Here is a 12,228-nt window from a genome sequence, read left to right on the forward strand (position 1 = left end):
CAATGGATAAATTTATTGCAAGGTTTTTTAGGGTGGCTAAATGAAAAGGTTAAATAAAAAAGTTATTGACATTTACGTTGCGTAAAGAGGTATATTTAACTTGTAAGGAAGAAGGTGAGATAATAAATGGAATATACAGTACAAAAACTTGCAAAATTATCTGGTGTTACAACTAGAACTCTTAGATATTATGATGAAATAGAAATTCTTAAGCCGGCAAGAATTAATTCATCAGGATATAGAATTTATGGAGATAAGGAAGTTGATAGGCTGCAGCAAATACTTTTCTATAGAGAGTTTGGAGTAGGTTTAGAATGTATAAAAAAAATAGTAAATGATCCTTCCTTCAATGAAAGTGAAGCTTTAAGAGAACATCGTGAGAAACTTTTAGAAAAGAGAAAACAATTAGATAAATTAATAGAGAATTTAGATAAAACAATTGAATTTAAAGAAGGGAGAAGTGAAATGAGTAATAAAGAAAAATTTGAAGGATTTAAAAAGAAGTTAGTTGAAGAAAATGAAAATAAATATGGTAAAGAGATAAGGGATAAGTATGGGGAAAGTATAATTGATAAAGCAAATATAAAATTAATGAATTTGACAGAAGAACAATTTAAGGAAGCCACAGAATTGGAAGTGAAATTTAAAGAAGTTTTAAAAGAAGCCTTTAAAGATGGAAATCCAGCAAGTTCAAAAGCTCAAGAAGCAGCAATGCTTCATAAAATTTGGCTTGAATTTTATTGGAATAAATATAGTAGTGAAGCTCATGCAGGACTTGCACAAATGTATGTAGATGATGAAAGGTTTAGAAAATATTATGATAAAGATGAACCTGGTATGGCAGAATTTTTAAGAGATACTATTTTGATTTATACAGGAATGAAAGAATAACTAAAAGAGATTCAAAGTGATATTGATAATTTTGAATCTCTTTTTATTAAATTTTATTTTTAGATTTTCTTTTTAATAATACAAATAAATATGCTAGTAGTAGACATCCCAAAATTCCATATATAATATTTGAATATGCATCCATAAAGACTAAAACATCTTCCCAAGAAGAACCAAGAACTGAACCAATATAAACAAGTATTGAGTTCCAGATTAATGTTCCTAAAGTAGTATAAATCATAAAGAGGCTGAATTTCATATTTGTCATACCAGCTGGAATAGATATAAGACTTCTAATTAATGGAACCATTCTGCAAAGAAATATAGTTATGTAACCATACTTGTCAAACCAAGAATTGGCTTTTTCTATATCACTAATCTTTAGTCTAAGAATATGACCATATTTATTTATTATAGATTCAAGTTTTTTTATGCTAAGTGCATGTCCTATTTTATAAAGAATTGCAGCTCCAACTACTGAACCTAAAGTAGCAGAGACAATTATCCCGATAACAGTTAAATTAGTATAAGTAGTCATAAAACCACCAAAGGTGAGGATAACTTCTGAAGGGATAGGGGGAAAAACATTTTCTAATAAAATCATAAGAAATGTACCGAGATAACCATGGGTTTCCATGAAGCTTAAAATCAAATCTTTCATATTTCATTTCTCCTAAGTTTTTTATAATTAAATTTCCATAAAACAAAAGTATTTATAAAGGGTTTGTTTAACAGAGTTAATCTTAACTCCTTATGAGGTTAAGTATACCTTATTAATATTTATACAATCAATATTTGTTAAGACAATTTAACAATAGAATATTTTTAATTAAATATTTGAGTGTATAATTAAACAATTGTATATTTTTTAGTTATATACTATCTTATTAGTAAATAAATTGTAAATTAGAAAAATATGAAGTATAAAGAATAAGTAAATTATAGAAAATTATGCTATAATATTGTTAGATTTTGGTGGTTGTCACAGTATAGTTAATCATAACTAACAAATACAAGGAGGTGAGACAGCTTGCCTGGTAAAGTAAAAGAAATGATTGAAGAAATAATCGAAGAAAGATCTAAAGGAAATCCAGCTATTAGAGAGATGACTAAAGCTAAATTAATTTTAAAGGGACTTAATCCTAATAAATTTAATAAATATTCATATGATGATCCAAAGATAATAGAAAAACTTTGGAATATAAAAAGAGAATTAATAGAAACTAATGCAAAAGAAAATAATTTGAATATAAAAACAGCTTTCTCAAAGAAAACTACAGAAGAAGAAAGTATATTAGATATAAAGAAGCAATTTGAAAATTCAGATAAAGACTTAATAGTATTTTTTGCCTCTTCAAATTTTAATCAAGAAAATTTGAGTTATCTTATGAAAGAAACTTTTAGTGAAAGTATTATAATTGGTTGCTCTACTGCAGGGGAAATAATAAGTGGACAAATGATGAGCAATTCTATTGTAGCTATGGCTATTAATTCAAAAGTTGTTTCTGATATGAAATTAGAAGTAGTTGAGAATATTGATGAAAATTTAAATTTAGAACCTGCTTTCAATTCTTTTGAAAAATATTTTCAAGAGAGTTTATATACTATGGATATAACAAAATATGTAGGGATAATTTTAATTGATGGAATAAGTAAAAATCAAGAAGAAATTATGGACAAGATAGGGAATAGGACAAATATTTTTTTTGTTGGTGGAACTGCAGGGGATGATAATAAACATATTAGAACTCATGTATGTGCGAATGGAAAAGCATATACTGGAGCAACAATTCTTTTAATGTTAAAAATAAATGATGATGCTGAATTTAATATCATTAAGACACAAAGCTTTAAAAACTTAGGTAATACGTTAATAGCTAATAAAGTTAATGAAGCAACTAGGGAAGTAATAGAATTTAATAATATGCCAGCTAGAATAGCCTATGCAGATGCAGTAGGTGCAGATTCTATTGATGATGTGGGAAAATATTTTATTACAAATCCCGTAGGGCTAGTAGTTGGAGATGATGACATATATGTAAGATGTCCCTTACATTTAAATGATACTAAAATAGAATTTCGTTGTAAGATACTTAATGGGATGGAAGTTACTCTATTAGAAACAACAGATATACTTAAAGACACCAACAGGGTAATAGATAATGAAATCAGAGAGAATGGAAAAATTGAAGGAATAATAAATTTTGATTGTATAGAGAGAATTTTAAAACTTAAGAGTAGGGATGAGGATAAATCATATGCTGAAATATTCAATTCTATTCCTACAATAGGATTTGCAACATATGGAGAAGAATTTATAGGTCATACTAATCAAACTTCAACAATGTTACTTTTTAGATCAAAGAAAAAAGTGTAATTATGGATAATGGTGATAAAATAAAATATTCTGTAATATTGGAGTAATAAATGATGGATAATTTGATTAATGAATTAAAAAAGAATGAACTCCTTAAAAAAGGGTTAGAGGTAGAAGATAGGGAGTATATTGATAAGATAAAAAGGATTAATGAAGAATTAAGAAAAAGCAATATTGATTTAGAAAATAAACTAAGAGAAAAAACAAAGCAATTAGAAGAGATTACAGTAGAATTAAAAGACTTTAATATTATGCTAGAGGAAGAGATAAATGAAAGAACAAAGAGTGAAGAAGCTTTAAAAGAGAGAGAAAGACAATTTAGATATGCTGTAGAAGATGCTCCAGTTCCAATTATGTTATATTATGATGATGGAAGAATAGTAACAGTAAGCAAGAATTGGGTTAATATTACTGGATATACTAGTGAAGATATAGAAACTAAAGATCATCTAGAAAAAATATCTAAACCTTTTAAAGGAATTTTCGGAGATAACTCTGAAAGAAAAAAGCATAGTGGAGAAGTTTTTATAAAGACAAAAGATGGAAGTATGAAAATTTGGGATTGTTATTTAGCTAATATAGGTAAAATGAAAAATGAGCATAAGTTGCTAATGATTGTAGCTATTGACATTACTCAAAGAAAGCATATGGAAGAGCTACAAAAAAATGTTGAGGAAGAAAGAAAAAGACTATATGAGATTAAAGAGTATGATAGGATTAAAACAGAATTCTTTTCAAATATTTCACATGAGTTAAGAACTCCAATAAATGTTGTTTTTTCAGCACTACAGCTACATGAACTTAGGCTGAAAAATTGCAAATGTGAAAATGCATCTACATATATGAATAAATATACACACATAATGAAACAAAATTGTTATCGCCTTCTAAGATTGACTAATAATTTAATTGATATAACTAAAATTGACTCAGGATATTTAGATTTAAATGAAGTGAATGTAAATATTATTTCTACTGTAGAAGACATAACTAGTTCAGTGGCAGAATATATAGAAAATAAAGGGTTATTATTAATATTTGATACAGATACAGAAGAAAAGATAATTGGATGTGATCCAGAGAAAATTGAAAGAATTATATTAAATCTTTTATCAAATGCTGTTAAGTTTACTCCAAAGGGAGGCAAAATAATGGTAAGTATAGAGACAAGTGATGAAAGTGTTTGTATAAAGGTAAAAGATACAGGAAGAGGTATTCCAGAAGCAAAAGTAAATTCTATTTTTGAACGTTTTATACAAGTTGATAAATCACTTGCAAGAGATCATGAAGGAAGTGGAATAGGACTTTCACTTGTTAAATGTTTAGTAGAGTTACATGGAGGAAGAATATCAGCTAAAAGTAAGGAGAATTATGGAACAATCTTTATAATAAAACTTCCATGCAAATTAGTTCAAGGAAAAGCTTTAGAAGAAAATGAACAATGCAATAATAAAAGTGAAAGATATATAGAAAAAATAAATATAGAATTCTCAGATATATATAATTAGTGTAATTTACATTTATAATTCAGAAAATTAAATTAATTGTACAGTGTGCACTAAAATATTGTATAGTACAAATATATAATATAATGATTAAGTTTGCTATTATTAACATGACAAAGATGTCTTTATTAAAAAATAAAGGCATCTTTTTTTATTATGATAAAATTGTATTTAAAAGAAAAAACATTAGATATAAAAAATAGTTTAATTGGAGGAAGTACTTATGAATTTTAATTATAACTTGCCAGTTAACCTCTTATTTGGGAGAGGTAGAATAAGTGAGGTAGGGAAAGAAGTATCTAAGTATGGTAAAAAAGTACTTATAGTAACAGGAAGAAATAGCACAAAAAAAACTGGATTGCTTGATAAAACTATAAACCTATTAGAAGGAGCAGATATAAAATATGAAATCTTTGATAAGGTTGAGCAAAATCCTCTTACTACAACAGTATATGAAGGTGTTGATGTTATTAAGGAAACAGGATGTGATGTTGTATTAGGTCTTGGAGGTGGAAGTATCATGGATGCTGCAAAAAGCATTGCTTTTTCAGCTAAAAACAGTGGAGCTATATCTGAATATATATTTGGAATAAAGCAAGGAAATGAAGCACTTCCAATAGTTTTAGTTCCAACAACTTGTGGAACAGGTAGTGAAGGAAATTGTTTTTCAGTTCTTACAAACCCTGAAACAAAGGACAAAAAATCTTTAAGAACTAATGTAATTACAGCAAAATCATCAATTATAGATCCAGAACTTATGACTACAATGCCTAAAAGTATACTTGCATCTGTGGGGTTTGATGCTTTAGCACACAATATGGAATCGTATGTTTCCAAAATAGGACAGCCATTGACTGATATGCAATCACTTTATGGTATAAAGTTGCTAGCAGAACATTTACCTAAAATATATGATGATTCAAGGGATTTAGAATCATGGGAAAAGGTAAGTCTTGCTAGTACACTTGGAGGTATGGTAATAGGAGTTGCTGGAGTAACAGCCCCTCATGGAATGGAACATCCAGCAAGTGGGTTATGTGATATTGTTCATGGAAAAGGACTTGCAGCACTAACTCCTATAATAGTAGAAAATTCATGGCAATTTTCTAAGGAGAAGTATAGAGATATATCAAAAATACTTGGAGGTAGTGGAGCAGAAGATTGTGCAGAAGCTATAAGTGAATTCCTTAAAAAGATTGATTTAAAAGTAAATTTAGGAGAGCTTGGAGTTAAAGAAAAAGATGTTGAATGGATGGCGGAAAATTGTATGAAAGTTTCAAAAGCAAGTATTGTAAACCATCCAAAAGAGTTTGGTCTAGAAGAGATTAAAGAAATATACTATAAAGCATTATAAAAAGTAAAACAAAAAGTTTAATAAATTAAATGCAAAGGCGCACTGAACAAGAAACAGTGCGTCTTTTTGAATTTCTTAATTAAAATAGTTTTTAGGAGGAATAATAATGGAAAAGTTAAGTTTAAAAAAGGATAATTTAAGTATTATTGAGACAATAGCTTTATCAGTAGCGATTATAGCACCAACTGCAGCAATGTCACTAAATGTGTCTTTGATGGCAGAGAAATGTTCATTTTCTGCTCCACTTGTATTTTTAATTTCAACTATAGTGGTAGGATTTGTGTCTTATTCAATTATAAAATTCAATCAATATATATCAGCAGCAGGTTCACTTTATACTTTTACCCAAAAAGCATTAGGCAAGAAAACAGGATTTACATCGGGATGGGCTCTTTTACTAGCATATATTACACTTGGAGGGGGAACAGCAGTAGGCTTTGGAAATTTTTTTTCAGCATTTTTAGCTGTATTTGGAGTAAATGTGAATTGGCTTCCACTTTCAATGTTAGCTTCAATAGCTATGATCATTTTAGGAATAGCTGATGCTAAGATATGCAATAGAATTATTCTAGTTGTAGAAGGAATATCTATATCTCTTATTTTAATATTAACAATTATAATTATATTTAAAGTTGGAACTACAACAGGATTAAGCTTAATGCCATTTAAAACAAATGGAGTTAGTACATCAGCATTAGCATCAGCTTCAGTATTAGCATTCCTTTCTTTTATAGGTTTTGAAAGTGCTTCAAGTTTAGGTGAAGAAACAAAAAATCCTAAAAAGTTTATTCCTATAGCAATAATAAGTGCAGTATTTGTATCAGGAGCATTTTACCTAGTATGTAGTTATGCACAAGTTATGGGATTTGGACTTGATCCAAAAGGGCTTGAAGCATTATCATCTTCAACTTTACCACTTACTGATTTATCCACAAAATATATAGCAACAAGTTTTGGTACAGTATTACTTTTAGTTGCAGCATGTTCAAATTTTTCATGTGCACTTGGAGCATATTGTGCAGGCTCAAGAATGTTATTTGCATTAAGTAGAGATGGATTAATGCCTAAGATTATGATGAAACTTCATTCTAAACACAATACACCATATTTTGCATTAATCTTAATAATAATAGTTTCAGATATAGTACAACTTACATTATTTAAATGTGATGGAATAGAGGTATTTGGATATTTAGCAACTATAGGGTCATTAGCAATACTTGTTTCATATATTTTTACAAGTGTTGGGGCTATAGTATACTTTACTAAGAACGGAATTTGGAGTAAGGCTCATTTAATAGTTCCAATATTATCAATTGTAGCATTATTATATGTATTATATTCTAATATTTATCCTATTCCAGAGTTTCCTAATAATATTTTTCCATATATAGTATTGGGATGGATATTACTTGGATTTATAATTAGCAATATATTAGGTAAGGATTTTAGAAAAGGAAAAGTTAGTGAAGTAGAAAGCTATGTATTAGAATAAGGTGAAGTTTTATGAACGTCTCATAATATTGTGAGACGTTTATTTCAATTAAATGAAATTTTTGTATATATATCTTTCTTTATTAATAAGTATATGATAAAAATATAATAAGCATAATATTGAGTTAAATTGATAAAAATTAGGGGGGCTATTATGTCAATTTCAGTTAAAGATATACTTAAATTAGACTCATTGAAAAAGATTAATCTTGTTGGAGGGGCATTAGGATTAGAAAAGTGTATAGAATGGATATATGTTGCGGAATGTTTTGAAAATCCATTAGAGGGAATCAAATGGTTACAAGGTGGAGAAATTATAATAATAACTGGTGTTAGAATCAAAGATGATATGGAGATACTAAAAAAGCTTATTAAAGGAATTAGTGAAAAAAATGGATCAGGATTAATTATAAATATAGGTCCATACATAAAAAGCATTTCAGAAGAAGTTATTAGAATTGCAGACAGCCTTGAACTTCCTTTATTTACACTTCCATGGGAAGTAAAGTTAGTTGAAGTATCAAGGGAAATAAGCAATTCTATTGTGTTATCTCGTATTGAAGAAAATTCTCTTACCCATTTTTTTAGTAATATTCTTTTTGGAGATGGAGAATTAGCTGGGGATGCTATAGAGAAGGCAACATATTTTGGATACAATTTATCAGGTGAATGTTTTACCTGTGTTATAGATATTGATGGATTTGAAAGGTATTTGAAGGTAAAGAACTTAGAAGATGAAAAAAGTATATCTAAAATTAAAATTACATTTAGAAAAATAGTACAAGATATATTAGAAAAGCATGCACTAAAAGTTCCTATTATTGATAAGGATGATTCAGTAGTTTTTATAAATAGATCAGAAGAAAATTGTATTAATAGATTACAAAAAGCATTAAATGAAATACAAGAAGTATTAAAAAGAAGGATGGATAATCTTTCGGTAAGTGTAGGCATTGGAAACTCATATAAAGAATTAAAAATGATGAAACAATCATTAAATGAAGCGGAATTAGCCATAAATAGTGCAAAGTGTCAAGGATTAGATGGGATTGTTACAACATATAAAGACATAGGAATTTACAGGCTATTATTTGACATTAAAAATACAAATATATTGGAAAATTACTTCACTGACACTTTAGGGGCAATTAGTAATAGTGATGATAAAGATAATGATTTTCTAAAAATTTTAGAAACATATCTAAATCAGAATTGTAATATAACACTTACAGCAGAAAAATTATTTCTACATAGAAATACTCTTAAATATAAAATAAAAAAGATAGAAGAGCTTTTAAATTGTGATTTACATAACTTTGATGATTGTATGAAAGTGAAAATTGCATTATATATAAATAGTATTTTAAATAAATAGTATCTATGATATTGACCTATCACAAAAAGTGGTGGGCTTTATTTTGGCTAAAAAAGATTTATTGACTAAATTTGCTATATAATATTACAATATATGTAAGTGAAGAAAGGAGTTGTCTTTGGGGATGGGAAGATTTAAAAAGTCAAGAATATTTAATAAGGTTACTTTAATAACAGTATTAGTTGTTGCTGGTTGTATTCTTATATTTACAGAAATTATAAAAAAAGATTCTGTGGAGATTAAAACTGTTGAGAATGAAGAAAAAGCAGAGGCAGTTAATACTACATTAGAGAATAAGCCTGATATTAATAGTACTATAAAAATAACATCTGTAGGAAATATACTTTTTCATGGGAAACAGCTAGTAGGAGCTAAAACAAAAGATGGATATGATTTTAAGCCAAGCTTTAATTATATGAAGGATGTAGTTTCAGGGGCAGATATAGCTATAGGAACTTTAGAAACAACATTTGGTGGAGGAGAATATTCAGGATACCCAACTTTTAATAGTCCAGATGAGGTATTGCCTAGCCTTAAGGATATGGGAATCAATGTGATAAATTATGCAAATAATCATATTTTAGATGAGGGGTCTGATGGCTTTTTACGTACTTTAAGTGTCACAAAAAACAATAATATAGATATGGTAGGAGTAAAAAATAACACTAATGACAAAGGATATTTAGTAAAAGAAGTAGATGGACAGAAAATAGGAATAATATCATATACTTATGAAACGGAGAAAGAAAATGGACAAAGAACTATAAATAGTATTCCTATACCTAATAAGGTTAATGGCCTTATAAATACTTTTAATTATGATGAATTAGATACATTTTATAGTAACATTGCTTCAAATATAGATGATATGAAAAAATCAGGAGTAAACTTTATAATTACAAATCTTCATTGGGGAGATGAATATTCTACTAAAGAAAATAATACCCAAAAAAATATGGCACAAAAGTTAAGTGAGATGGGAGTTGATATTATTTTAGGAAGTCATCCCCATGTAATAGAACCATATGGTGTTATCACAAATAGCAAAGGGAAAAAGACTTTTGTAGTGTATTCACAAGGAAATTTTATCTCAAATCAATGTGCAGATGAAGGTGTTACACATGATGAAAATATTGATTCTGATACAGAAGATGGAACAGTTATAAAATTTACATTAGATGTAAAAGATGGAGAGGTAAAGTTAAAAGAATATAATGTAATACCAACATGGGTATATAGGGAACCTAAAGGTGATGGAGTGCTAGTTCATAAAGTAATACCTGTTAATGATGCTTTAAGGGATAAGGAAAAATTTAATATACCAGATTCAGTATATACAAGGGTTCAAAGAGCCTTAAATAATACAGAAAAAATTTTAGAGCCAAACGAAATAGGAGTTCATAAGGTTTCATAGATAAAACATTCATATGTACTTTAGCCAAAAAGAACAAAAATATTATAATGCTTGAACATAGAAAAGAAAAATTAAAAGTATTATTATATAAGAAAAATAAAAAATTCTAGACGATGGGGTCTTTCATGTAAATAATCATGAAGACCCTATTTTTATGAAGAAAATTAAATGAGTAGGAGGCTTATATAATGATAGAAGAAATAAATGTAAAGTTAGTAACTTCAATACCAGGACCAAAATCAAAGGCCATTTTAGAGGAAAGAAAGAAATATGTGGCAAATGGAGTATCTGTATCAACTGATATTGCTATTTCAGAAGCAAAGGGAGCTTTAATTAAAGATGTTGATGGAAATGTTTTTTTGGATTTTGCAGCAGCAATTGGTGTTCAAAATGTAGGACATTGCGATGAAGAAATAGTAAGTGTAATAAAAGAACAAACAGAGAAGTATATCCATCCAGGATACAATGTGGTAACATATGAGTCTTATGGAGCTTTAGCAAAAAAGTTAACAGAAATAACAGTTGGAAATTTTGAAAAAAAGGTCATGTTTGCAAATAGTGGTGCAGAAGCTTTAGAAAACGCTATAAAGATAGCTAGAACTTATACTAAAAAAACAGGTATTCTTTCAGCAACAGGTTCTTTTCATGGTCGTACAAATATGACTATGTCAATTACAAGTAAATATAAACCTTATAAAAATGGATTTGGGCCATTTGCACCAGATACTTATAAGTTTGATTATCCATATGCTTATAGAGCACCACTTGGAGTTTCTCCAGAAGAATATGCAGAGGAGTGTATTAGAAAGCTTAGAACTATGTTAAAAACAACAATTTCTCCAGATATGATAGCATGTTTAATTGTTGAGCCTTTACAAGGAGAAGGTGGTTTTGTAGTTCCAACAGCAAAGTATATGCAAGAATTACAAAAAATCTGTAATGAAAATAATATAGTATTTATAGTAGATGAAGTACAAGCTGGATTTGCTAGAACTGGTAAAATGTTTGCTCATGAATATTATGGAATAGAACCAGATGTTGTTACATTATCAAAATCAATAGCAGCAGGAATTCCTTTAAGTGCTGTAGTTGCAAAGAAAGAAATAATGGATTCCGCATGTGTTGGTGGAATTGGTGGAACATATTGTGGAAGTCCACTTGGTTGTGTAGCAGCACTTAAAGTAATTGAAAAGATAGAAAAAGAGAATTTATGTGAAAAGTCACTTAAACTTGGGAAATATATTACTGGAAGACTTAATGAGATGAAAGAAAAATTTAATGTAATAGGGGAAGTTAGAGGTCTTGGTTCTATGATTGGTATAGAATTTGTAAAAGATAGAGAATCAAAAGAACCTGATACAGATATTGTAAAAGAGGTAATTAAAAGATGTTATGAAAAAGGTGTTATATTATTAAATGCAGGATTATTTGGAAATGTAATAAGATTTTTACCACCATTAGTTATGACAGAAGAACAAGTTGAATATGGAATGGATGTGCTAGAAGGAGCAATTAAAGAATGTATGTAGACATTAAAAAAGGACAAGAGTCCTATAAAAAAAGGGACTAAAGATATCTATTTTAATAAATAAAGAAAAGCTATAATAAAGTCATGGTGATAAACCTCTTGCTTCAAGTAAGTTAACCCATAGCTTACAATTAGATTCCCACCTAAGAGAAGCAAGTAATATTTTTTATCGTTTGCAGTATATATAGAGGAAGTCATCTCAAAAGAGATGACTTCAGAGTGTCGACAAAGTCGACACTCTTTCGTTTTTATAATAAAATATTCTTGGGTGATAAAAATGTTAACAAAGA

9 protein-coding genes are annotated in these 12,228 nt (G+C 28.4%); 8 read left to right on the forward strand and 1 reads right to left on the reverse strand.

The features are described from left to right. The first annotated feature begins 126 nt into the window (after positions 1 to 126). Complete coding sequence (locus tag NNC19_RS11300) at positions 127 to 891, forward strand: MerR family transcriptional regulator (RefSeq protein WP_310938756.1); 765 nt, start codon at positions 127 to 129, stop codon at positions 889 to 891. 46 nt (positions 892 to 937) lie between these two features. Here NNC19_RS11300 and NNC19_RS11305 read toward each other — a convergent pair whose 3' ends face one another. Further along, the gene (locus NNC19_RS11305; RefSeq protein ID WP_310938757.1) at positions 938 to 1,552 is read right to left on the reverse strand and encodes a DedA family protein; all 615 of its coding nucleotides are present in this window, start codon (positions 1,550 to 1,552) and stop codon (positions 938 to 940) included. A 369-nt stretch (positions 1,553 to 1,921) separates the two neighbouring features. On the opposite strand from NNC19_RS11305, the gene NNC19_RS11310 reads away from it, so the two are divergent. From NNC19_RS11310 to gabT, 7 genes are all read left to right on the forward strand, one after another. Continuing rightward, positions 1,922 to 3,268, forward strand: coding sequence for an FIST N-terminal domain-containing protein (locus NNC19_RS11310; protein WP_310938758.1), 1,347 nt, complete (start codon positions 1,922 to 1,924; stop codon positions 3,266 to 3,268). A 53-nt stretch (positions 3,269 to 3,321) separates the two neighbouring features. After that, positions 3,322 to 4,776 (forward strand): PAS domain-containing sensor histidine kinase, encoded by a 1,455-nt coding sequence (locus NNC19_RS11315; protein WP_310938759.1) that lies wholly within the window; start codon positions 3,322 to 3,324, stop codon positions 4,774 to 4,776. Between the two features lie 220 nt (positions 4,777 to 4,996). Then, positions 4,997 to 6,127 carry an iron-containing alcohol dehydrogenase gene (locus tag NNC19_RS11320; RefSeq protein WP_310938760.1) on the forward strand — a complete coding sequence of 377 codons (1,131 nt, stop codon included), beginning with the start codon at positions 4,997 to 4,999 and terminating at the stop codon, positions 6,125 to 6,127. 106 nt (positions 6,128 to 6,233) lie between these two features. Then, positions 6,234 to 7,622 (forward strand): APC family permease, encoded by a 1,389-nt coding sequence (locus NNC19_RS11325; protein ID WP_310938761.1) that lies wholly within the window; start codon positions 6,234 to 6,236, stop codon positions 7,620 to 7,622. Positions 7,623 to 7,775: 153 nt separating this feature from the next. Further along, on the forward strand, positions 7,776 to 8,996 hold the full coding sequence (locus tag NNC19_RS11330) for a PucR family transcriptional regulator ligand-binding domain-containing protein (RefSeq protein WP_310938762.1): 1,221 nt from the start codon (positions 7,776 to 7,778) through the stop codon (positions 8,994 to 8,996). Between the two features lie 124 nt (positions 8,997 to 9,120). After that, on the forward strand, positions 9,121 to 10,410 hold the full coding sequence (locus NNC19_RS11335) for a CapA family protein (RefSeq protein WP_310938763.1): 1,290 nt from the start codon (positions 9,121 to 9,123) through the stop codon (positions 10,408 to 10,410). Positions 10,411 to 10,598: 188 nt separating this feature from the next. After that, positions 10,599 to 11,939: a 4-aminobutyrate--2-oxoglutarate transaminase gene (gene gabT, locus NNC19_RS11340; protein ID WP_310938764.1), complete on the forward strand. Its 1,341-nt coding sequence runs from the start codon at positions 10,599 to 10,601 to the stop codon at positions 11,937 to 11,939. Positions 11,940 to 12,228: the final 289 nt, after the last annotated feature.

Source organism: Clostridium sp. SHJSY1 (assembly GCF_031626875.1).
GTDB lineage: Bacteria > Bacillota > Clostridia > Clostridiales > Clostridiaceae > Clostridium.

Coding starts and splice junctions, on each gene's coding strand:
- NNC19_RS11300 (WP_310938756.1), top strand. CDS start 127: ATGGAATATACAGTACAAAAACTTGCAAAATTATCTGGTGTTACAACT.
- NNC19_RS11335 (WP_310938763.1), top strand. CDS start 9,121: ATGGGAAGATTTAAAAAGTCAAGAATATTTAATAAGGTTACTTTAATA.
- NNC19_RS11315 (WP_310938759.1), top strand. CDS start 3,322: ATGGATAATTTGATTAATGAATTAAAAAAGAATGAACTCCTTAAAAAA.
- NNC19_RS11320 (WP_310938760.1), top strand. CDS start 4,997: ATGAATTTTAATTATAACTTGCCAGTTAACCTCTTATTTGGGAGAGGT.
- gabT (WP_310938764.1), top strand. CDS start 10,599: ATGATAGAAGAAATAAATGTAAAGTTAGTAACTTCAATACCAGGACCA.
- NNC19_RS11330 (WP_310938762.1), top strand. CDS start 7,776: ATGTCAATTTCAGTTAAAGATATACTTAAATTAGACTCATTGAAAAAG.
- NNC19_RS11325 (WP_310938761.1), top strand. CDS start 6,234: ATGGAAAAGTTAAGTTTAAAAAAGGATAATTTAAGTATTATTGAGACA.
- NNC19_RS11305 (WP_310938757.1), bottom strand. CDS start 1,552: ATGAAAGATTTGATTTTAAGCTTCATGGAAACCCATGGTTATCTCGGT.